The 21,963-nt window shown below is 65.7% G+C and carries 21 protein-coding genes; 4 read left to right on the top strand and 17 right to left on the bottom strand.

The genetic code is table 11. The features are described from left to right. Window positions 1–2 precede the first annotated feature (2 nt). The 14 genes from EDF58_RS15945 to EDF58_RS16010 form a co-directional block, all read right to left on the bottom strand. On the bottom strand, window positions 3–359 hold the full coding sequence (locus tag EDF58_RS15945; protein ID WP_132267383.1) for an EthD domain-containing protein: 357 nt from the start codon (window positions 357–359) through the stop codon (window positions 3–5). Between the two features lie 107 nt (window positions 360–466). Further along, window positions 467–2,158 (bottom strand): flotillin domain-containing protein, encoded by a 1,692-nt coding sequence (locus EDF58_RS15950; protein ID WP_132267385.1) that lies wholly within the window; start codon window positions 2,156–2,158, stop codon window positions 467–469. Between the two features lie 167 nt (window positions 2,159–2,325). Next, the gene (locus EDF58_RS15955) at window positions 2,326–2,988 is read right to left on the bottom strand and encodes a YqiJ family protein (RefSeq protein WP_132267387.1); all 663 of its coding nucleotides are present in this window, start codon (window positions 2,986–2,988) and stop codon (window positions 2,326–2,328) included. Beyond that, window positions 2,981–3,700, bottom strand: a complete 720-nt coding sequence (locus tag EDF58_RS15960; protein ID WP_132267388.1) for a hypothetical protein — start codon at window positions 3,698–3,700, stop codon at window positions 2,981–2,983. Before EDF58_RS15960 ends, EDF58_RS15955 begins: the two co-directional genes overlap by 8 nt. Before the next feature lie 5 nt (window positions 3,701–3,705). After that, complete coding sequence (locus tag EDF58_RS15965) at window positions 3,706–4,920, bottom strand: toxic anion resistance protein (protein ID WP_132267390.1); 1,215 nt, start codon at window positions 4,918–4,920, stop codon at window positions 3,706–3,708. 92 nt (window positions 4,921–5,012) lie between these two features. Further along, window positions 5,013–5,810: a formate dehydrogenase accessory sulfurtransferase FdhD gene (gene fdhD / locus EDF58_RS15970; RefSeq protein ID WP_132267872.1), complete on the bottom strand. Its 798-nt coding sequence runs from the start codon at window positions 5,808–5,810 to the stop codon at window positions 5,013–5,015. A gap of 109 nt (window positions 5,811–5,919) precedes the next feature. Next, complete coding sequence (locus EDF58_RS15975) at window positions 5,920–6,873, bottom strand: formate/nitrite transporter family protein (RefSeq protein WP_243654303.1); 954 nt, start codon at window positions 6,871–6,873, stop codon at window positions 5,920–5,922. Between the two features lie 52 nt (window positions 6,874–6,925). Further along, entirely contained in the window at window positions 6,926–7,915 is a 990-nt protein-coding gene (locus EDF58_RS15980) for an aldo/keto reductase (protein WP_132267392.1), read from the bottom strand. Next, complete coding sequence (locus tag EDF58_RS15985; protein ID WP_132267394.1) at window positions 7,915–8,871, bottom strand: Gfo/Idh/MocA family oxidoreductase; 957 nt, start codon at window positions 8,869–8,871, stop codon at window positions 7,915–7,917. The genes EDF58_RS15980 and EDF58_RS15985 overlap by 1 nt, the downstream gene beginning before the upstream one ends. A 70-nt stretch (window positions 8,872–8,941) precedes the next feature. Further along, window positions 8,942–9,847 carry a class III extradiol dioxygenase subunit beta gene (locus EDF58_RS15990; protein WP_132267395.1) on the bottom strand — a complete coding sequence of 302 codons (906 nt, stop codon included), beginning with the start codon at window positions 9,845–9,847 and terminating at the stop codon, window positions 8,942–8,944. 1 nt (window position 9,848) lies between these two features. Next, complete coding sequence (ligA, locus tag EDF58_RS15995; RefSeq protein ID WP_243654304.1) at window positions 9,849–10,262, bottom strand: protocatechuate 4,5-dioxygenase subunit alpha; 414 nt, start codon at window positions 10,260–10,262, stop codon at window positions 9,849–9,851. After that, on the bottom strand, window positions 10,259–11,284 hold the full coding sequence (locus EDF58_RS16000) for an amidohydrolase family protein (protein WP_132267397.1): 1,026 nt from the start codon (window positions 11,282–11,284) through the stop codon (window positions 10,259–10,261). The genes ligA and EDF58_RS16000 overlap by 4 nt, the downstream gene beginning before the upstream one ends. Window positions 11,285–11,286: 2 nt before the next feature. Next, entirely contained in the window at window positions 11,287–12,150 is an 864-nt protein-coding gene (locus EDF58_RS16005) for an NAD(P)-dependent oxidoreductase (RefSeq protein WP_132267398.1), read from the bottom strand. Window positions 12,151–12,248: 98 nt separating this feature from the next. After that, window positions 12,249–13,403, bottom strand: a complete 1,155-nt coding sequence (locus EDF58_RS16010; RefSeq protein WP_132267400.1) for a LysR family transcriptional regulator — start codon at window positions 13,401–13,403, stop codon at window positions 12,249–12,251. Window positions 13,404–13,504: 101 nt separating this feature from the next. Here EDF58_RS16010 and EDF58_RS16015 point away from each other — a divergent pair, with 101 nt between their 5' ends. From EDF58_RS16015 to EDF58_RS16030, 4 genes are all read left to right on the top strand, one after another. Then, window positions 13,505–14,578 (top strand): 4-oxalomesaconate tautomerase, encoded by a 1,074-nt coding sequence (locus EDF58_RS16015; protein ID WP_165921450.1) that lies wholly within the window; start codon window positions 13,505–13,507, stop codon window positions 14,576–14,578. A gap of 117 nt (window positions 14,579–14,695) precedes the next feature. After that, complete coding sequence (locus EDF58_RS16020; RefSeq protein WP_132267401.1) at window positions 14,696–15,205, top strand: cytochrome c; 510 nt, start codon at window positions 14,696–14,698, stop codon at window positions 15,203–15,205. Then, window positions 15,202–15,873 (top strand): cytochrome b/b6 domain-containing protein, encoded by a 672-nt coding sequence (locus EDF58_RS16025; protein WP_243654305.1) that lies wholly within the window; start codon window positions 15,202–15,204, stop codon window positions 15,871–15,873. Before EDF58_RS16020 ends, EDF58_RS16025 begins: the two co-directional genes overlap by 4 nt. Before the next feature lie 203 nt (window positions 15,874–16,076). After that, window positions 16,077–16,376, top strand: coding sequence for a GIY-YIG nuclease family protein (locus tag EDF58_RS16030; protein ID WP_132267405.1), 300 nt, complete (start codon window positions 16,077–16,079; stop codon window positions 16,374–16,376). Between the two features lie 99 nt (window positions 16,377–16,475). On the opposite strand, the gene EDF58_RS16035 is transcribed toward EDF58_RS16030, so the two are convergent. The 3 genes from EDF58_RS16035 to EDF58_RS16045 form a co-directional block, all read right to left on the bottom strand. Next, complete coding sequence (locus EDF58_RS16035) at window positions 16,476–18,266, bottom strand: acyl-CoA dehydrogenase C-terminal domain-containing protein (protein ID WP_132267407.1); 1,791 nt, start codon at window positions 18,264–18,266, stop codon at window positions 16,476–16,478. Between the two features lie 218 nt (window positions 18,267–18,484). Further along, entirely contained in the window at window positions 18,485–20,812 is a 2,328-nt protein-coding gene (locus EDF58_RS16040; protein ID WP_132267409.1) for a 3-hydroxyacyl-CoA dehydrogenase/enoyl-CoA hydratase family protein, read from the bottom strand. Further along, on the bottom strand, window positions 20,809–21,945 hold the full coding sequence (locus tag EDF58_RS16045; RefSeq protein WP_132267410.1) for a thiolase family protein: 1,137 nt from the start codon (window positions 21,943–21,945) through the stop codon (window positions 20,809–20,811). Before EDF58_RS16045 ends, EDF58_RS16040 begins: the two co-directional genes overlap by 4 nt. Window positions 21,946–21,963: the final 18 nt, after the last annotated feature.

Raw genomic sequence — 21,963 nt, forward strand, 5'->3', positions numbered from 1 at the left:
TCCTAGCTCTCGCACTCCATGACCGTCGCGATGCGGAAGGAGGCCCGGTCGAACAGATTGCGCTCATCCGCGACGATCTCGTCGGGCATGAGGTTCTGCGTAATATAGGCCAGGGTCTTGCGGAACACCGCTTCGTCCTCGAACCAGAGTTCGGTGATGACGTCCGGCCCATCGGTGAAATCGCCGGTTTCGGGATGCGGCTGGGGATCGACATAGCGCCGGATGTAGCGGCTGACGCCCCGCGAATAGCGCTCCGCGAGGGGCGCATGCCGCGTCTCGTAGTAGTCGCGGAACTGCTGCGGCGTCAGGTCGGCGCGCCGTTTCATGAACAGCAGGATCTTGTGGAATTGCCGGTCCATCGCGGGCCTCCTTCTCGTCCAGGCCGAGAGCTAGCACGCGGTCTCCCCGGCGACACCGGGAGCCGGGTCGCCGGGGCGATGAGCGGGCGGGCGCCGCCCGCCCGGATTCACTCCGCTTCGCGCACAACGCCCGCGCTGGCGTCGTTCGCCGGGGCATGGATGGCGGGCGCCACCGGAACCTGCGCCGCGCCCTGCACGAGATTGGCCAGCGACGCACCGTCAAGGCCAAGCTCCTTCATCAGCCCGTCGATCACCGGGGCCTGCGCACGGTACGCAAGCGCGGCACTGACTGCGTCGTTGGCCAGGTTGCCCGATCCGCCGACCGAAGCCGACGAAGCCGATGAACCGCCCTTCTGTGTCAGACCGTCGACCTGCACGATCTTGATCGAATCGATCGCCTCCAGCGGCCGCACGGATTCGCGCACGACTTCCGGCAGAACCTTGAGCAGGGCGAGCTTCATCTGCAGCGAGATCTGGTCGGACGAGAGCAGGTTCGCCGCTTCGTTGACCGCGCGCTGACCCGCCGCTTCCACTTCGAAACGCACGCGCGCGGCTTCGGCGCGGAGCTTCTCGGCCTCGGCCTCGCCTTCGGCGGCAAGGCGGAAGGCCTCGGCGCGGTTGGCGGCGGCTTCGCGTTCGGCTTCGGCTTCCACCTTGACCGAGATCGCCTGCCGCTCGGCTTCCTTGCTGGCCTCGATCAGTTCGATGCGCTTGGCGCGCTCGGCGATCTCGGTCTCACGGCTGGTGATGACCTGTTCCTCGGCGGCAACCGCCTTGGCGCGGGCCTCGTCGGCGTCAGCCTTGGCCTGGCTTTCCTCCCGGCTCTTGTTCTGGATGGCGATCTGCTGCCCCTGGCGCGCCAGTTCGACGGCCTGAGCCTGCGCGATCTTGGCCTGCTGGATGGTGCGATCCGATTCGATCTGCTGCGAATCGACCTGCTGCTTGGCGATGATCCGCGCTTCCTCGGCCTCGCGCCCCCGCAAGGCCTGCTCGCGCGCGACTTCGGCCGCCTGCTCGGCCCGGCGCATCTCGATCTCGCGCTCCTGCTCCAGCTTGGCGAATTCGTTGTCGCGCTGGATCGAGAGCGACTGGCGCTCCGCTTCCAGGTTCTTGGTTTCGATCTGGACGCGGGTGTCCTGCTCGATGTCGTTCCGCGCTTTCTTGCGCAGTTCGATCTGCTCGGTCAGCTTGGTGAGACCCTCGGCATCGAAGGCGTTGTTGGCATTGAAGTGCTCGATCGAGGTCTGGTCCAGCCCGGTCAGCGACACCGATTCCAGCTCAAGCCCGTTCATCGCGAGATCGGACGAGGAAACCTGCTGCACCTTCTGCACGAAGTCCGCGCGCTGTTCGTGAAGCTGGTTCATCGTCATGCCCGCCGCGACCGAGCGCAGCGCATCGACGAACTTGCCTTCGACCAGTTCCTTCAGCGCTTCGGGATGCATGGTGCGGGCGCCCAGGGTCTGCGCCGCCATGGCGATGGCACCGGCATCGGGGCGGACACGCACGTAGAATTCGGCCTTCACGTCGATGCGCAGGCGGTCCAGCGTGATGAGCGCATCCTGGTTCTTGCGCTCCACCGCCAGGCGCACGGTGTTCATGTTGACGGGCATGGTCTCGTGGAAGACCGGCAGGACCAGCGCGCCGCCGTTCATGACCACACGCTCGCCGCCGAAGCCCGTGCGCACGAAGCCGATTTCCTTGGACGCGCGCTTGTAGAGCCGCGCGAGCATCAGGCCCAGCGCCAGGAACAGGACGAGGGCGATGCCGGCTAGAATTCCGATGCCGACGAGATCTTGCATGTCTTCGATACTCCCCCCAGGCGTCGTCCGGCCAAAGCCCGGGACCACGCAATCAAATAGACAGGAAAGCTAGCAGAACAGGCGCGGATCTCCCAGGAAAACCGGCCTGACGCGCCGCGCTTTCAAAGCGTTAACCGCAGTTGTCACGCCCTGACGCACGGCCCTTTTCAGTCCAGGCGCGGCAGGTAGTGGTCGCCGCGCGCAATGGCCTTGAACAATTCGCCCTCGCGCCGCACCAGCAGCACCTTTTCGCCTTGCACGAAGCGCTGGTCGTGCAGATCGGGCTCCACCATGACATTATGCGATTGGCCGTAGTGATCGAACACGCGCCCGCGCGCCGGGCTTCCGGCCAGCGCGGTCCCGACCAGGATTTCCGCTTCCCGCCCGACCAGCGCCGACACGTCGATCGCGCTCGTCTCGTCCTGCGGGATGATCCGGCCGAGCCCCCGTGACAGCGCGCCAGTGATCGGCAGTGAAACGAGGGCAACGACGGGCGCGACGAGCCACGCGCTCCAAGGGCTCCCGGTCAGCGAGAGTAGCAGCTCCTGCGCGGAAATGCCGATCAGGCCGAACACGGTGAGCAGCAGCATGAGCCACATCAGGAACGGCACCCGGCCGAGACCGAGCACCGACAGCAGCCCTGCATCGACGCCGCCATGCCCGTGAAGGGTCCCATGGACGCCCGTATGAACATCGGCATGGACATCGAGGTGGGTATCGCCGCCGAGAAAATCGCCGAGACCGACGATCTGGAGCAGGGCGAACATCAGCATCAGCGCCAGGGCGACCGAAAACGGCAGGCTCCCCGCCCTCGTCAGCAGCTCAACCATCGTCGCTCGCGTCGATATACTTGGTCTCGAGGAAACGGCCGCGCGTCGCCAGCGCATCCAGGTCTCCGCGCGAGAGGTCCAGGCTCATCGCCTCGATCTGGCCGGCGATGACGTTGAGCCCTTCCACCAACTGCTGCGAAGGCGTGCTGCCGGCATGGGTCTTGTTGCGCAGCTCGGCGGGAATGCGGGTATAGCTGTCCACCAGCGAAGGCAGGTGTTCCGACAGCAGCTTGCGCACTTCATGCGCGGCGGGGCCGTTGTCCTGCAAGGTGGCAAGCTGCGGCGCCAGCTGTTCGAGGCGCACACCGATCATGTCCACGGCATCGACCGCGGCATTGGGCAAGGCGCGGCGGCGGGTTTCCAGCCAGAGTTCCGCCGATCCGGCCAGTTCGGGCAGTGTCGCGCTGCCCAGTTCCTCGGCACGGAGCTTGGGTGTGGCGGGATAGATCGAGAGCACCAGAAACACCGCGAAGGCCAGTAGCGTCGTCAGCACCGTGGTGGTGAAAGACAGCCCGCCAAGGATCAGCCCGGCGGTCAGGGCCACGATGAAGATGCCGAACAGCGCCAGGAAAGCACGGCGAATGCGGCGCCAGCGAAAGCTCCAGCGCTCCTTGCGGGCATTGTAAAGCCGCGCCGCGCGCTGGCGGCGTGCGGCACGGATCACTTCCTGGTTCGCGGCATTGCGACTGCGGGGCGTGACGGAATTGGCCATGGCTGTCAGTCGAGCGCCTCAAGCATGGCCTTCGCCGTCTTGTCGCTGCCCAGCGCCGTGCCTTCGGCCTGGCCTTGCGCGCGGGCGATATAGGCCTTGGACTTGGTGACCTCACCCTCCAGCGACTGCACGGTCTGCTTCATGGAATCGAGCGCCTGAATCTTGAAGGTGTCGATCGAATCCATCGTGTCGTAGATGTTCTGGAAGGCGCGGCTGAGCGTCTCCAGGGGGATCGTGGCGTTCGCCGCCTGCTCGTGGATGCGCGCGGTGTTGTCCTTCAGCATCTGGCCGGTGCCGTCGATGATCCGCGCGGTCGTGGTGTTGAGCGCGGTGATCTGGTCCAGCACCAGCTTCTGGTTGGCCATCGCCTGCGCCACCGTGACGGCGGTGCGCAGCGCGCCGACGGTGGTGGTGGACGCGCGGTCGACGCCCTTGATCAGCTCGACATTGTTCTTCTTCACCAGATCGAGCGCGAGGTAGCCCTGCACCGAGACGGCCATCTGCGTCAGCAGGTCCTGCGTGCGCTGGCGCACGTAGAACAGTGCGCTCTCGCGCACGGCCTTGGCCTTGGCGGGATCGACATGGTCGAGATCGGCGGCCTTCTGTTCCAGCGTCTCGTCCAGCGCCTTCGACATGAAGATCATCTGTTCGAGCTTGCCCATCGCTGCCCAGAGGTTCTGGCGCTCCACGTCGATGGAGGCGTTGTCCATCAGCAGCTCGTCCTTGCCGCCCTGCAGGCGGGCGAGGATCGCACCGATGTGGCCCTGCGCGCTCTGGTAGCCGTCGAAATAGTTGCGCAGCTTGTTGCCCATCGGGATGATCCCGAAGATCTTCCGGCGCGAGAGCAGGTCGCCCTTGGTGGAGGGGTCAAGGTCTTCCACCGTGCGGCGCAGTTCGGCAAGGTCGGCGCCGACACCGGCGTCCTTGTCCATCGCGCGCACCGGGCGGTCGAGGAAACGGTTGGACTGGCCCGAAGCCTCGGAAATCTCCTTGCGGCCCATGCTGGTGATCTGGTCGACACGGCGGCCGAATTCGGGCGAGTTCACGTCCTGCGACACGAGATCGGCCACGAACTCGTCCACCCGGACCTGCAGCTTGGACTTCTGCTCATCCCCCACGGGCACGAGACCGGCCGCCTTCTCGGGCTGGACCACGGGCACCGGATCGGGAGGCGTCAGCTTCAACTCACCCCCAACTGCCTGATCGGTCGTCGTCGCCATGAAAGAAAATCCCCGTCCTTCAAGAAATGTGTCCTGGCCAACGAATCTAGGATTGCCGGCGAATACTGCAAGCAAAACAGGAAGGCGTCGCTTTACGGTTCGACGAGCGGGGTGGCCCCTTCGTCGGTCTCCGCGCCGTCCGGCATCATCAGCATCGTATCGTCCCGCGCCACGAAGCAGAGCCTGAGCCCCGCCGCCCGCGCCCGGCGGACGGCCAGATCCGTGGGGGCGGAGATCGCCACCAGCAGCGGACAACCGGCGCGCGCCGTCTTCTCCACCAGTTCGTAGGAGCAGCGCGAGGTGACGATAATGAAGCCCTGCGCCGGATCGACCCCTGCACGCGCAAGCGCGCCCACCAGCTTGTCGAGCGCATTGTGGCGGCCCACGTCCTCGCGCAGCGCGATGACATTGCCCGCCTCGTCGCAGAAGGCGGCCGCATGGGTGGCGTGGGTTTCGCGCCCCAACACCTGGCCAGCGCGCAAGGCATCGAGCCCGCGCCGGATCGCCGGGGCCCCCGCCCGGCTGCGCCGGGTCAGCAGCGGCAGGGGCCGCAGGGCCGCTTCCACACCCTCGATGCCGCAGATGCCGCAGGAGCTGTCTCCCACGCGGCGCCGCGCCCGCTCGACGATCAGGCCCAGCCGTTCCGGCGGCAGGTTCACGCGGGCGACGTAGCCGGCGCCCCAGTCCCCGTTCTCCACCGCGTGAACGGCCACCTCGCCCACTTCATCGGCGGCGGCCAACCCTTCGGCCATGAGGAAACCGGTCACGAAATCCTCGATCTGCAGCGGGGTCGCCATCATCACTGCGTAAGCGATGCCGTTGGTCTCTATCGCTACCGGCGCTTCCACGGGGATCGCGAAAGCCTCTCCCGCGGGGTTTTCCGCGGGCATCCGCGCGCCATAGGCACTGCGCCGGACCCTGATCGTCTCTGCACCGTTCATACGCGTTTTCTAGCCGGGCGGCCGGCCGCGGTCATCCCCCCTGCCGGATTGGAACGGGTCAAATCTCCGCCTTGATCTGTCCGAAGGCCAGCAGCGCGAAAAGGCCGGTGCCGCCGATCACATTGCCCAGCAGCGTGGGCGCCAGATGCAAGGTGAAAGCGTCCAGGATCGGCAGCTCTCCGTGAAGCACCAGCAGGAACATCTCGGTCGACCCCGCCACGACATGCGCGAAGCCGCCGGCCGAGATCAGCCAGGCGAACAGGGCGACCACGAAGATCTCGAAGCCCTTGGAACTGGGCAGCATCCACACGAATGCCGCGATGAAGAAGCCGGCCGGTACGCCGTCCAGCAGCGCCGTCCAGCCCTGTGCCTCGGCGGCCTTGCGGGAGACGTCGAGCATGCCCGCCACGGTGGGATGGGCGGGATCGGCGAAGATGTCGACCAGCAGCGCGGTCAGGAACGTGCCCAGGAGATTGGCCGCCAGCACGATCGCCCAGAGCCGCCCGGTGCGCCAGAGGCGCTCCAGGTTCGGGCTGGCGAGCAGCGGCAGCACCGCCGTCAGGGTGTTCTCGGTGAAGAGCTGGAGGCGCGAGAGCACCACCAGCACGAAGCCCATGGCATAGCCGAAAGCGGCGATCAGCTCGCGCTGCGGGTGGTCCGCATAAGCGTGATGCAGCAGGCCCTGCGCGAAGACAGAGGTGGAAATGCCGATCCCGGCGGCGATCCCCGAAAACCATAGCGACATCGCCGGGCGGTGCAGTTCCTCTTCGCCCTCACGGCGGATCACCGAGAAGACGGTGATTGCGGAAAGCCGCAAGTTGTCCTTGATCTGGCCGCGCTCGTGGCCGGTCAGGCCGGATTCGTCCTGCTCTATGTCGCGGTCGGTTTCCTGCCGCTCGGGATCGTCGTGCGAGAGGTCGCGCTCGTCGTCGGAGCCAAATTGGGCCGAGTCGGACTTGGGGGCGGTTTCGGCGGCATTGTCCATGCCGTCAGAACCGCCCCCGGAACGCATGGTTCCTTATACCCGGATGCGGCGGAGGCTTACCCCGCGCCGCAGAAGCGGGTCAGACGTAGTCCTCGGTATCGATGCTGGGCTTGATCGTGTCCGGGTAGCGATGGCCGGCAATGGTCTGCTGGTTCATCAGCTCGCCCGCCTTTTCCAGAACGGCGGCGTCGATCGCGAGATCGGCGGCGGCATCGTTCTGGTCGAAATGCGGGATCGATCGGGTGCCCGGAATTGCGTGGACGTGCTCGCCCTGCGCCAGCACCCAGGCGAGCGCGAGCTGCGCCGGGGTTGCCTGGACCGAAGCGGCCAGCGCGTTGAATTCCTCGATCAGCGCCAGGTTGTGCGCCCAGTTCTCGCCCACAAAGCGCGGGAAATTGCGGCGCAGGTCCTTCTCGGTGAGCGTGTTCACATCGGTCAGTTCACCGCCCAGTGCCCCGCGCGCGACCGGCGAGAAGGCGACGAGCGCGATCCCGAGTGCGCGCGTGGCGTCCATCACGCCGAGTTCCACATTACGGGTCCAGAGCGAATATTCGGTTTGCACCGCCGCCACCGGATGCACGGCATGCGCCTCGCGGATATGCGCGGCGGACCATTCGGACACGCCATAGGCGCCGATCTTGCCCGCCTCGATCGCCCGCACCATGGCGCCCACCGAGTCGGAGATCGGCACCTTCGGGTCGAAGCGGTGCATGTAGAACAGGTCGATGTGATCGGTGCCCAGCCGCTTCAGGCTGGCGTCGAGCGAGGCGGTGATGCTGTCTGGCGCGCAATCGATCCCGCGGCGGGCGCCGTCGATCAGGATGCCGGTCTTGGAGGCCAACAGGAATTCGTCCCGGCGGTCCATGATCGCTTCGCCAAGGATCTCCTCGCTCAGCCCCATGCCGTAGATGTTGGCGGTGTCGAAGTGATCGCAGCCCGCATCCAGCGCATGGCGGAACAGGGCGACCGCCTCCTCGCGAGACGGCGGATTGCCGTAGGCCCAGGCCACATTCATGCAGCCGAGACCGACGGAGTGGACCGGACGGCCCGCGAGGAGGCGTTTTGTCATCAGGACCAGCCGTCCTGCGCTTCGAGGCTCTCGGCCAGTTCGCCGATCACGCGGTAGCAATCGAGCACCTTGCCGACCGACGAATTGGGCTCACGCCCTTCGCGGATGGCAGCCACGAATTCGCGGTCCTGCAGCTCGATGCCATTGTTCGACACGGTGACGCCGGTGAGGTCGATCGGCTCTTCACGGCCGTTCACCAGATCGTCGTAACGCGCGATGTAGGTCTCGCTGTCGCCGATGTAGCGGAAGAACGTGCCGAGCGGGCCATTGTTGTTGAACGAGAGCGAGAGCGTGCAGATCGCGCCGGTTTCCGCCTTCAGCTGGATCGACATGTCCATGGCGATGCCCAGTTCGGGGTGCTTCGGGCCCTGCAGCGCGTTGGCGGCGACGATCTTGCCCGACTGGTAGGCGAACAGGTCGATCGTGTGCGCGGCGTGGTGCCACAGCAGGTGGTCCGTCCAGGAGCGCGGCTGGCCCTTGGCGTTCATGTTCTTGCGGCGGAAGAAGTAGGTCTGCACGTCCATCTGCTGGACGTTGAACTCACCCGCGGTGATCTTGCCATGCACGTACTGGTGCGAAGGATTGAAGCGGCGGGTGTGGCCGACCATGCAGACCAGCCCGGTTTCCTTCTGCTTGGCGACGACCGCCTCGGCATCGGCCCAGCTGTCCGACAGCGGAATTTCGACCTGCACGTGCTTGCCCGCGTTCATGCAGGCGATGGCCTGTTCGGCGTGCATCTGCGTGGGGGTGCACAGGATCACGGCATCGACGTCCGGCATGGCCAGCACTTCGGCCAGATCGGTGCCGGAGTGCGGCGCGCCGTACTTGACGGCCACTTCGGCAGCCTGTTCGGCCGAGCGGCTGATGACCGAGGCGATCTCTACGCCGTCGATGTTCTTGAGGCCGTCGAGGTGCTTTTCACCGAAAGCGCCGGCGCCTACGAGGGCAATACGCATGGGAATCTCCTTGGGGTGTCTGTCAAAGACAAAGGGCGTGCCGGCGTCAACCACCGGCACGCGGAATCAGTCAGTCGATCAGGTTTTGAGCTTCGGCATTGTTGCCTTCGACGGTGGTCGAGGGCGGAACATCGCCGTTCACCGGCTCCAGCACGATATGGCCGACGGCCGTGTTGCTGGCGGGCACGTGGTAGAAGCGGCGCAGTTCGCGCGTTTCCTTGCCCAATGCGCCGCGCATGATCAGCCACATCACCATCTCGATGCCTTCGCTGCCGGTTTCGCGCAGGTATTCGATATGCGGAATGCACCGTAGTTCCTGCGTGTCGCCCGACAGCTTGTCGAGGAACATCTGGTCCCACTCGCGGTTGATGAGGCCCGCGCGCGGGCCCTGAAGCTGGTGGCTCATGCCGCCAGTGCCCCAGACCTGCACGTTCAGGTCTTCATCGAAGCTTTCCACGGCACGCGCGATCGCCTCGCCCAGCGCCCAGCAGCGGTTGCCCGACGGCGGCGGATAAGTGACGACGTTGACCGCCAGCGGGATCACCTTCACCGGCCACTTGGCGGGCTTTCCGAACATCATCGACAGCGGAACGGTAAGGCCGTGGTCGACGTCCATCTCGTTGATGATGGTCATGTCGAACTCGTCGAGGATCAGGCTCTGCGCGATGTGCCAGGCAAGGTCTGGATGGCCTTCCACGTCGGGCACCGCGCGCGGGCCCCAGCCCTCGTCCGCAGGCTTGTAGCTTTCGCCGCAGCCGATCGCGAAGGTCGGGATGATCTTCATGTCGAAGGCTGAAGCGTGGTCGTTGTAGACCAGGATCACGACGTCCGGCAGGTTCTCCGCTTCCCACGCCTGCGTGGGTGCGAAGCCTTCCTGGATCGGCTTCCAGTAGGGATCTTCCCACTTGTCGAAGTCGCTGGCGACGCCGAGCGCCGGGATGTGGCTACAGGCGATGCCGTGCGTAATGCGGGCCATCTTAGCGGTGCTCCTTGATCGACCGCACGCCCTCGGGCGAACGGCCGCCGGCGATCATCATCGCCTGATAATCCTCAACCGACATGCCGGTCATCGTCGAGACGGCCTGAAGGAAGCTCAGGCCATCGGTCGAGAAGACCTTGGCGAGGAAATAGATGTTGCCGCCCAGATCCAGCAGGCGGTTGTAGTCGCGCGCGAGCACGGCCAGCTTCTGGTCCTCGGTCATCGGCCATTCGTCGAGATAGGCGCGCTCGTCGGCCTTCCAGCGCTCGCGGTTTTCCGCCTTCATCAGGCTCATCGCGAACTGGTTCAGGTGATAGCCCTGACGCGCACGCTTCGCCGTGTAGACGCGCGTGCCCGGAATATCGTCGAACTCGCCGAGATAGGCGTGGATGTCGGTGATCTTGTCCGTCACAGGCCGCGTTCCTTCAGCTTGGCGTCAAGGCGCGGGAAGACCTTGCGCACATTGCCTTCGAAGATCGCGTGGCGCTCCTCGTCCGAGATGTCGAGCGCGTCGACATAGCGCTTGGTATCGTCGAAGTAGAAGCCGGTCTGCGGGTCGATCCCGCGCACCGCGCCGACCATTTCGGAACCGAACAGGATGTTCTTGTTGTCGATCACGTCGGCCAGCAGGTTCACGCCCGGCTGGTGGTAGACGCAGGTATCGAAGAACACGTTGTTCATGATGTATTCGTCGAGCGAAGGCTTCTTCAGCATGTCCGCCAACCCGCGATAGCGACCCCAGTGGTACGGCACCGCGCCGCCGCCATGCGGAATGATGAAGCGCAGCTTGGGGAACTTCGCGAAGAGGTCGCCCTGCATCAGCTGCATGAAGGCCACGGTATCCGCCGCGATGTAGAAGCCGCCGGTGGCGTGCATCGCCGGGTTGCACGAACCCGAGACGTGGATCATCGCCGGAACGTCCAGCTCGCTCATCGCCTCGTAGATCGGGAACCAGTATTCGTCGGTCAGCGGCGGATGCTCGAAGTGGCCGCCGCCCGGATCGGGATTGAGGTTGCAACCGATGAAGCCCAGTTCCTCGACGCAGCGGCGCAGCTCCTTCACCGAGGCGGAAAGGTCCGCCTTGGGGCTCTGCGGCAGCATGCACACGCCCACGAACGTCTCGGGGAACATGTTCACCACGCGGGCGATAAGATTGTTGCAGTGGACCGCCCAGGCCTCGGAAACCGCAGAATCGCCAACATGGTGCGCCATCGCGCTGGCGCGCGGGCTGAACACGGTAAGATCGGCGCCGCGCTCCTTGATAAGGCGAAGCTGGTTGTCCTCGATGGTCTGGCGGATCTCCGCATCGGAAATCTCGGGGTACGGCGGCGCTTCTTCACCGGCTTTGAAAGCGGCGATCTGCGCCTCGCGCCAAGCGTCGTGCGCCTTGGGCAGGACGGTATAGTGACCGTGACAGTCGATGATGAGCGACATGCTCAATTCTCTCCCTTGAGTACGCCCGCCGCGACAGCTGCCGCAAGCTTGGCTTCGAATCCTTCGGGCGGCGGCACGATGCCAAGCACGCCCAGCGCCTGCTGCCAGGCGACGGTATTTTCGGTCATCAGCGGCGGAATGCCCAGCGAACGCAGCATTTCCGCGGCTTCGTCCATCTCGGCGGCGCGGCGGCGGCCGTGGACCAGCATGCGGTCGAGATTGTAGTCCGCCCGCTCCGTCCAGGAAATGGCCTTCTCGCTGGCGTCGAGCGAGGCAAGCACTTCGTCCGCCACGCCCTCTGCATGGGCGGCCATCATCATCTCGGCGGTCAGCGCCTCAAGCCCCTTCACCATGACCGAGCGCACCAACTTGATCGCCGAAGCGCGGCCGACATCGGCGCCCACGGTGCGGACATGGGTGAAGCCCACCGCCTCCAGCGCGGCCTGCGTCTCGGCGGCGTCAGGCCCGGCCACCAGCAGCGGCACCTTCATGCGCGCGGGGTTTACGGGGGCGAGCACGGCCACGTCCACGTAACGCCCCTTGCCCTTGGCGATGGCCTTGGCGGCGGCGCGCTTGGTGCCCGGCGCCACCGAGTTCATGTCGCAGAACAGCGCGCCCTCGCCCAGCAGGGGCGCGACGGCCTCGGCCACTTTCGGCGCGCCGTCAGCGGTGACGAGCGACAACACCAGTTCGGCGCCCTCAAGCGCTTCGGCGGCACTGTCGCAAACGGTGATGCCGAGTTCGGTCATGACGTCGCGGCGTTCGGGAAGGATATCGAAGGCACGAGCCTGTCCGGCCCAGTCCCCAGCTCCCGCAAACGTCGATCCGGCCTCTCCGAACCCGATAAGGGCAATGGACCTGTTCATGCTGCCAGTCTGGCCCGATTGCCCGGAAGCCGCCAATCGGAACCACCCGGAAGCTATAAGCTCAGTGCAATAAGCGCGTCATGCCGTGCTCGCGCCCTCTACCGCGAAACCTCCTTCGCCGCCCACTCCAGGTCGGCGAAGAACTCGCTCTGCACCTCGGTCGGCCGCAGCGACGCGCGGGTGGTCATACCGATATGGCGGGTAAATTCAGCCGGAAGCCGCGATAATGCGCAAAGCCAGCCCGCCTCCACTTCGACCGTGACCTGATCGGGCGAGAGCACGGTGAGGAAATCGCCGCCCATCATCACCTGACGGATCATCATGACGGAGCCCGATTCGACCGGCACGTCCGGAAGCGCCACATCGTGTTCGCGAAAATAGCGCTCGAAACTGTCGCGCAGCGGCGTTCCGCGCGGCGGCAGGGTGAAGGGGTAGCTGGCCACCTCGGCCGCGCCGGGATCGGTACCTTCCAGCGGGTGCCCCTTGCGGCCATAGACCGCCGGCCGGTCCTCGAAGAGCGGATGCTGCACCAGATCGCCTTCCACCAGCGGATCGCGCAGCGCGCCCACCATGAGGTCCAGCGTGCCGTTGCGCAGCGGCTCCACCAGCTCGGCGCGCGAGCCTTCGACGATGGTGAGCTTCACCCGGGGCCGCCGCGCCAGGAACCGCGCCACGGCGGCCGGGAGGATGCGGGCGCGCGAGAGCGGCATGGCGCCGATGGCGATGCGCCGCGTCTCCAGCCCGCGCAGCGCTTCGACTTCGGACAGCCCCGCCTCCAGCTCGACTTTGGCGAGGCGGAATTCGCGGGCGAGCTGGGTGCCCGCCTCGGTGGTGATGACGAACTTGCCCTGCCGCGCCACCAGCGGGCGGCGCAGCGCCAAGGCGAGATCGTTGACCGCGCGGTGGATCGAGGGAAGCGACAGCCCGGTTTCCTGCCCGGCCCCGGCATAGCTGCCCGTCTCGGCCAGCGCGAGCAGGGCCCGCAGGCGCGACATGGTGACGTGCGGGCTCTGGATATGGGACAGCGCCGCGCCGATGCGCGGCGCCAGGATCTCTCCGGCGCGCGTGGGAATCATGCCGTCGTGACGGCGCTCGAACAAAGGCAGGCCGATCATCGCCTCGAGTCGTCCCAACGCCTGTGTTATCGCGGGCTGACTGAGGTTCACGGCCAGTGCGGCCGCGTTCACCGTCCCCAATTCGGCAATCTTGGCGACTGCACGCAAGTGGCGAAGGTTGAAGTTCCAGATGTCCATGGAGGCACTCTTAGCCAAATCCTATGGCAGGTCCAAAGTTTCTCTTTCCCCCTGCCCCGCTGCTCCGGCAGGAGGCCGACTGCGGGAAAAGGAGAAATGCCATGAGTGCCATCCAAGCCGACCAAGCAGGCGTACGCTGCATGTGGATGCGCGGCGGCACTTCCAAGGGCGGCTATTTCCTCAAGAGCGACCTCCCCGCCGATGCCGCGGCGCGCGACGCTTTCCTTCTCTCCATCATGGGATCGCCCGACCCGCGCCAGATCGACGGCATGGGCGGCGCCGATCCGCTGACCAGCAAGGTCGCCGTCGTCAGCAAATCCGACCGCGAGGGCATCGACGTGGACTACCTGTTCTTGCAGGTTTTCGTCGACCAGGCGCTTGTCAGCGACCAGCAGAACTGCGGCAATATCCTCGCCGGGATCGGCCCCTTCGCCATCGAGCGCGGGCTGATCGAGGCGAAAGGCGATGAGACGAACGTCGCCATCTTCATGGAAAACACCGGCCAGGTCGCCGTCGCCACCGTGCAGACGCCGGGCGGCGTGGTTTCATACAAGGGCGAGGCCGCGATCGACGGCGTGCCGGGCACTCATGCGCCGATCCCGCTGGAATTCCGCGACACCGCCGGCTCCTCCTGCGGCGCGCTGCTGCCCACCGGCAACGCGGCCGACAAAGTGAACGGCGTGCGCGTGACCTTGATCGACAACGGCATGCCCTGCGTGGTCATGAAGGCCGAGGACGTCGGGATCACCGGCTACGAGGACCGCGAGAGCCTGGACGCCAATAGCGAGCTGAAGGCGAAGATCGAGGCCATCCGCCTGGCCGTGGGCGAGCGGATGAACCTCGGCGACGTGAAGGACAAGTCGGTCCCCAAGATGATGCTGGTCGCCCCGCCCAAGCATGGCGGCGCGGTAACCGTGCGCAGCTTCATTCCCCACCGCGCCCATGCCACCATCGGCGTGCTCGGCGCGGTCTCGGTGGCGACCGCTTGCCTGATCGAAGGCTCGCCCGCCGCTGAAGTCGCTGAGATCCCCGAGGGTCGCCGCAAGACACTGTCGGTCGAGCATCCGACCGGCGAGATGTCCTGTGTCCTCGACACGGACGAGGGCGGCGCCGTTACGAGCGCCGCCCTCCTTCGCACCGCGCGCAAGCTGATGGACGGGGTGGTTTTCGGGTAAGCGCGAAAAACCATTCGCTGCAAAGCAACAACAGCGGTTATCAAGCGCTTGGGACCAGGGCCGACGGGCAAGCAAAGTACGGCCTCCCGCTCAAAGATAACTGCCAGGAGCAGCGACATGGCATCGAAGACATTCGTGACGACCACCCTAGCCGCCTTTGCCCTTGCAGCCGCCGTGACCGGCTGCAAGGGCTCGGAACCGGCCGCGACCACGACCGACGCTTCCGGCGCCCCGGTCAAGGTTTCCGACACCATCGAAGCGCGAGAGGCCAATTTCAAGGCCATCGCCAAGGCCAACAAGGCCGCCAAGGAAGCCTTGGAAGATTCCGCGCCGGACTTCGCGGCCGTCTCTGCTTCGGCCACCTCGATCCAGACGGACGCGGGCAAGATCGTCGGTCTGTTCCCCAAGGGCAGCGGCAAGGAATCGGGCGAGAAGACCCAGGCCCTCCCCGCCATCTGGGACAAGCCCGCCGAATTCACGGCCGCGGCCGACAAGCTGGCCGCCGCTGCCGGCAAGCTCAAGATCGCAGCCGACGCCAAGGATGCCGCAGGCGCCCAGATGGCGATGGGTGAGATCGGCGGCGCCTGCAAGGGATGCCACGAGAACTTCCGCGAGAAGAAGCAGTGAACAGCCACGAGGGTGCGGCAGATGTCCGCACCCACCTGTGGGACTGGCCCGTCCGCGTGATCCACTGGAGCTTCGCGGCACTGATTCCGGCGCTCTGGTGGACGGCCGAAAACGGCGAGATGGGCTGGCACACCAGCATCGGCACGGTGCTGATGCAGCTTCTGGTGATCCGCGTGCTCTGGGGCTTCGTGGGAAGTTCTACCGCGCGGTTTTCGGGCTTCGTGCGAGGGCCGGGCGCGGTGCTGGCGCATTTGCGGTCGGGCGCTCACGAACCCACCCCCGGCCACAACCCGGCGGGCGGCTGGAGTGTGCTGGCGATGCTCGGCCTCATGGCCCTGCAGGTCACGCTGGGCCTTTTCTCCGGTGACCCCGACGACGGCACCACCGGGCCGCTCAATCACCTGGTGTCCTCCTCCACCGCCAGCCGGATGACGGAGCTGCATGGCGTGGTGTTCTATCTGATCCTGGCGATGATCGTGCTGCATCTGGGCGCGATCCTCTATTACCGCGTGGTGAAGCGGGACCGGCTGATCGGGGCCATGGTGACCGGCTCACGCGCGATGCCTGCCGGCACGACCGGCATGGTGAAAGCGCCGGTGTGGCGGCTGATCGCCTGCGTGGTCGCGGCTTGGCTGGTGGGCTGGGTGGTTTGGGTCGGGGCTGCGTGAGGATCGGGCGGCGGGGTGGGCCGCTCTGGATTGCTTCGCTACGCGCGCAATGACGAAGGCTGAGGGTAGGGTAGGGTAGGTTTGGGTTGCGGTTGGGCGTGGCGTGGCGTGACGTGAGCGTGGCACGCCCCAAATAGCGCTATGACAGAATTATAACTCCCTTCGTCATTGCGAGGAGCGAAGCGACGAAGCAATCCAGAGCGATGAAGCGCGACTTCCAACCCGCAGTCTACATCGTCGCCAGCGCCCGCAACGGCACTCTTTACGTGGGCGTAACATCCAACTTACGCCAACGCGCATTCCAGCACCGCGAGGGCGTCATCGACGGGTTTTCCAAGCGCTACGGCTGCAAGCACCTTGTGTGGTTCGAAGTGCATTCCACCATGGAACACGCCATCCTGCGCGAAAAGCAGCTCAAGGGCGGCTCGCGGAAACGGAAGACCACACTGATCGAGACGGAGAATCCGCTGTGGGACGATCTGTTCGAGATTATCTGCGGCTGACGAAGCAATCCAGAAGCAGCGCTGTGCCGCTCTGGATTGCTTCGTCCGCTTCGCCTCCTCGCAATGACGAGGGTGGGGTGGGGCGAGTAGGCCCCAGCCTCAGAACATATCCACGTCCAGCGCCATCATCGAGGCCTTGCCCGACTTGATCGCCAGGAACGCGGCGGTCGCCTGCGGCAGCAGACGGTCGAAGAAGAACCGTGCGGTGCCAATCTTGGCGGTGTAGAACGCCGTGTCCTCGGTGCCCTGGTCAAGCTTGGCCTTGGCGATCAGCGCCGCCTTGGCAAACGTGTAGCCTACGGCGACAAGGCCGATCAGGCGCAGATAGTCGGTCGCGGCGGCGCCGGCTTCCTCGGGATCCTTCATGCCCTTCTGGGCAATCGTTCCGGTCGAAAGCTGAAGCGCGCCGAAGGCCTTTTCCAGCCCCTCGATCATCTTGCCGAAGGTCTCGTCCGCCTTGTTCGCCTCGATGAAGTCCGAGACGGGATGGAAGAACGAGCGCAGATAGCGGCCGGCATGCGCGGGCATCTTGCGGCCGACAAGGTCGAGCGCCTGGATGCCGTTGGTGCCTTCGTAGATCATGGCGATGCGGGCATCGCGCACGAACTGCTCCACGCCGCTTTCGGCGATGTAGCCGTGACCGCCATAGACCTGCACGGCCAGATTGGCGCTTTCATAGCCGCAATCGGTGAAGAGCGCCTTCACCACCGGGGTCATTAGCGCGATGAAGTCTTCCGCGCGGGCCTTCACGGCCGGATCGGTCGCGTGCTTTTCGGCATCGAGCGCGCGGCTGACCCAGGCGCCGACAGCGCGGCTGCCTTCGTTGTAGGCGCGGGCGGTCATCAGCATGCGGCGCACGTCGGGGTGGACGATGATCGGATCGGCCGGACCCTTGGGATTCTTCACGCCCGACAGCGAGCGGCCCTGCACGCGGTCCTTGGCGTACCACACGGCCGACTGATAGGCCGCTTCACCCACGCCAAGGCCCTGGATGCCCACCGAAACGCGCTCGGTGTTCATCATCTTGAACATGGCTTCCATGCCCTTGTTCGCGCTGCCGACCAGCCAGCCGATCGAATCGTCGAAGTTGAGCTGGCAGGTGGCCGAGGCCTTGAGGCCCATCTTGTGTTCGATCGCGGCGACCGAAACGCCGTTGGACGGGCCCGGCGTGCCGTCTTCCTTGGGCAGGTACTTCGGCACCAGGAACAGGCTGATGCCCTTCACGCCTTCCGGCGCATCGGGAAGCCGGGCGAGGACGAGGTGGATGATGTTCTCGGTCAGGTCGTGCTCGCCCGCCGAAATGAAGATCTTCGCGCCGGAGATCTTGTAGCTGTCATCACCCTGCGGCACCGCCTTGGTGCGCAGCATGCCAAGGTCCGTGCCGCAATGCGGTTCGGTAAGGCACATCGTGCCCGACCAGGTGCCTTCGACCATCTTGGGCAGGTAGGCCTGCTTCAGTTCGTCGCTGGCATAGCCCTCGATCGCGGTGGTCGCACCGTGGGTGAGGCCGGGATAGAGGCTGAACGACAGGTTGGCGGAGCAGATCATCTCCTCGGTCAGCTTGTTCAGCGCTTCGGGAAGCCCCTGCCCGCCCCATTCGGGATCGGACGCCAGCGCGCACCAGCCGCCTTCGCGGAACATGTCGTAGGCTTCCTTGAAGCCCTTGGGGGTGCGGACCACGCCGTTTTCCAGCGTGCAGCCCTCGATATCACCGCTGCGGTTCAGCGGCAGCAGGACTTCCTGCGCCACCTTCGCGGCTTCTTCCAGCACCGCGTCGACAAGGTCGGGGGTGAATTCGGCCAGGGCTTCGAGATTGCCGAAGCCATCGTCGGTGTGGAGTTCGTGGAGCACGAACTTCATGTCGCGCAAAGGCGCTTCGTAGACTTGCATGTCACTCTCCTCGCAGGTCGAGAGATGAACTCGCACTAACCCGTCCCGCTTCCTGTCGCATCCCGCACTTCGTCATTGCGAGCGAAGCGAAGCAATCCAGGGCGGTTTGCGACGCCCCTGGATTGCCGCGCGGCTTCGCCGCTCGCAATGACGAGGGAAGGAACGAGGAAAGGAGGATGGGGTGGCAGGTCACGCTCTCGGCCCGGTTTTCCTTTGGTTCAGTTACGCAGCGGCTTGCCGGTTTCGAGCATGTGCTCGACGCGGGCGACCGAGCGGTCGTCGCGCAGGCGGCCCATGAAGGCATCGCGCTCCAGCTTGAGCAGTTCGCCCTCGCTCACGGTGTCGACGAGGTCGAACTCGCCGCCGGTCAACACGTCGGCCAGAATGCCCGAGACGACCACGTCGTAGTCGGTCGCCATGCCGCGCTTGTGGAAGCCTTCGACAGCAAGGCCGAGTGCGGTGCGGCCACCGGCACCGGGCAGCTTGAACTCGGGCGCCTCGGGTGGGGTATAGCCCTCGACCAGCGACAGAGCCTTCTGCTTGGCGTCATGCAGCAGGCGGTCGCGGTTCATCGAAATGCCGTCGCCCCCCCGCAGGATCATCATCTCGCGCGCCTGCTGGGCAGACTTTGAGACTTGCGCGGTCGAGACCATCTCGAACACCTTGGCCACGGCCGGCATCGGGCCCTTCGGCATGCCGGGGGCATTGCGCCAGCGGTCGATCATCTCGCCATTGCCGCCCCAGCCGGGAACGAGGCCGACGCCGCATTCCACAAGGCCGCAGTAGAGTTCGGCATGGGCCTGGATCGCGTCGCAGTGGAGCAGGATCTCGCACCCACCGCCGAGCGCGAGGCCCGCCGGTGCGCCGACCACCGGGAACGGCGCGTACTTCAGGCCCTTGTAAGCCAGCTGTCCGCCCGCCACGAGCTTCTCGATCTCGCCCCAGGCCGCGATGTTCACCGCGAAAAGCGCGAGGCCCAAGTTGGCTCCTGCCGAGAAGGTGTCGGCATCGTTGTAGACCACCAGCGCCTTGTATTGCGCCGCCACCAGCGGGATGGCCTGCCCGATCAGCTTCATGACTTCGCCGTCGAGCGCGTTCATCTTGCCGGTGAATTCAAGGCAGACGACGCCGTCGCCGATGTCCCAAAGCGCGGCCGAGGCATTGCGGATGATCGGCTTGGACGAAAGCTTCACGTCGGCCAGGCGCATCACGCCTTCGGGGCGGACGATGTCGCGGTATTCGCCATCGAGGCCCAGGAACTGGCGCTTGCCGTTCTCGATCCGGTAGAACGTGCGGTCGCCCGCCACGGTCAGGATCGCGGGCACGGCCTTGCCTTCGGCGGCAAGGCGATCGGCGAGGTACTTGGCGCCCAGCTTGTCGATCATCTCGAAGGGGCCGGCCTTCCAGTTGTAACCCAGCTTCATCGCGTCATCGACGGCAACCACGTCCGAGGCGGCATCGGGCACGAGGCTGGCGGCATAGGCCAGCGTATCGCCCAGCACGGCCCAGGCGTAGGCACCGATGTCGCCCTTGTTTTCGACGAGTGCCTTGAGGTCACCCTTCGAGGCGGCGCCTCGCGGTCCCTGTGCGGTGATGGTGGGACGGTATTCGCCGGTCTGAAAGTCGATGGTTTCCTTGCGGCGACCGGCTTCTTTGTTGAGGCGATAGAAGCCGCCCTTGCCCTTGCGGCCGGTATAGCCCTCGCCGATCATCTTGTTGATCAGCGGAATGTCGCGGGCGATGCCGTGGTAGAGGTCCCCTGCGGGCAGCGTCGAGGTGAGGCTGGCCTGCAAGTGCGGCATGAGGTCGATGCCGACCAGATCGACAAGACCGAAGATACCGGTCTTCGGCACGCCCATCGGCTTGCCCGCGATGGCATCGGCCAGTTCGATGGTGATTCCCATGTCGAACGCGGCGTTGAGGCCAAGCTGGATCCAGTAGGTGCCGATGCGGTTGGCGATGAAGCCCGGGGTATCCTTGGCCCTGACCACCGTCTTGCCCATGGAAACGTCGGCGAACTGCTCGACCGTCGCGGCGACGGCAGCGTCGGTTGCCGGGCCGGTGACGATTTCCAGCAGGCGCATGTAGCGCGGCGGGTTGAAGAAGTGGGTGATCAGGAAGTCGCGTTTGAACGCGTCCGAACGCCCTTCCACTAGATTGGCGAGCGGGATCGTCGAGGTGTTGGACGAAACGGCGGTGCCGTCGCGCTTCACCGCTTCCAGCTTGGCGTAGAGGCCCTGCTTGATGTCGAGACGCTCGATCACCGCCTCGATCACCCAGTCGCATTCGGCAACTTTGTCGAGGTGGTCTTCGATATTGCCGGTCTCGACTAGCTTGGCGGCGGACTTGCTCATGAACGGCGCAGGCTCGGTCTTGAGCATCTTCGCCACGGCGCCCTCGGCGACGACATTGCGATTGGTCGCATCCTTGGGAACGATGTCGAGCAGCAGCACCGGCACGCCCGCATTGGCGACCTGGGCGGCGATCCCGGCACCCATGGTGCCAGCGCCGATCACGCAGACCTTTTTGATGTTGTTGTCGCTCATTCCACCGACTCCAGGATCGTGGCGATGCCCTGACCGCCGCCGATGCACTGGCTGGCGAGCGCGTACTTGCCGCCTTCGCGCTTCAGCAGCGAGGCCGCCTTGCCGACGATGCGCGCGCCGGTGGCGCCCAGCGGGTGGCCGATGGCGATGGCGCCGCCGTCGATGTTCACCTTGGCCACGTCGAGGCCAAGGTCCTTGATGCAAGCCAGCGCCTGCGAAGCGAAGGCCTCGTTCAGTTCGACCACGTCGAGATCGCCCGCCGAGATACCGGCACGCTCAAGCGCCTTCTGGCTGGAGAGGATCGGGCCGAGGCCCATGGTTTCCGGCGCGCAGCCCGACACCGCGACCGATTTGATGCGGGCGAGGATCGGCAAGCCGTGGGCGCGGGCATATTCCTCGGTGGTGACGAGCACGGCGCTGGCGCCATCGGTCAGCGGCGAGGAGGTGCCGGCAGTCACCGACCCTGCCGCATCGAACGCGGGCTTCAGACCGGCAAGGCCCTCCGCGGTGGTTTCGCCGCGAATGGTGCCGTCTTCGCTCACCACGCCGCCCTTGGTCTGGATCGGCACGATCTCGTCGGTCAGCTTGCCGGCGTCACGCGCGGCGGCGGCCTTCTGTTGGCTGGAAACAGCCAGCGCTTCCTGATCGGCGCGGGGAATCTGGTACTTGGTGGCGACGTTTTCGGCGGTTTCGCCCATCGACATGTAGGCGGCGCTCTTCTTCGCCAGCTCCGGATTGGGCAGCGGGTTGAAGCCCATCATCGGCACGCGGCTCATCGATTCGACGCCCGCGCAGACGAAGACTTCGCCCGCGCCGATGGCGATCTGGCCCATGGCGTAGTGAATCGAGCTCATCGACGAGCCGCAGAAACGGTTCACAGTCATGCCGCCCACCGAGATCGGCAGGTCCGCCAGCAGGCCGATCAGGCGCGCGACGTTGAAGCCCTGCTCGCCCTCGGGGAACGCGCAGCCGACGATGACGTCTTCGATATCGGCAGCTTCCACGCCGGTCTTGGCGATGAGGCCGCGAATCACCTGGGCGGCAAGGTCGTCCGGACGGACCCGCGCCAGCGCGCCCTTGTTGGCCAAGTGGAAGGGCGAGCGGGCGTAACCCGCGATCACGACACTTTGCATGCACTCTCTCCGTGGGCC

Origin of the sequence: Novosphingobium sp. PhB57 (genome assembly GCF_004342985.1) — a bacterium.
Lineage (GTDB): Bacteria > Pseudomonadota > Alphaproteobacteria > Sphingomonadales > Sphingomonadaceae > Novosphingobium.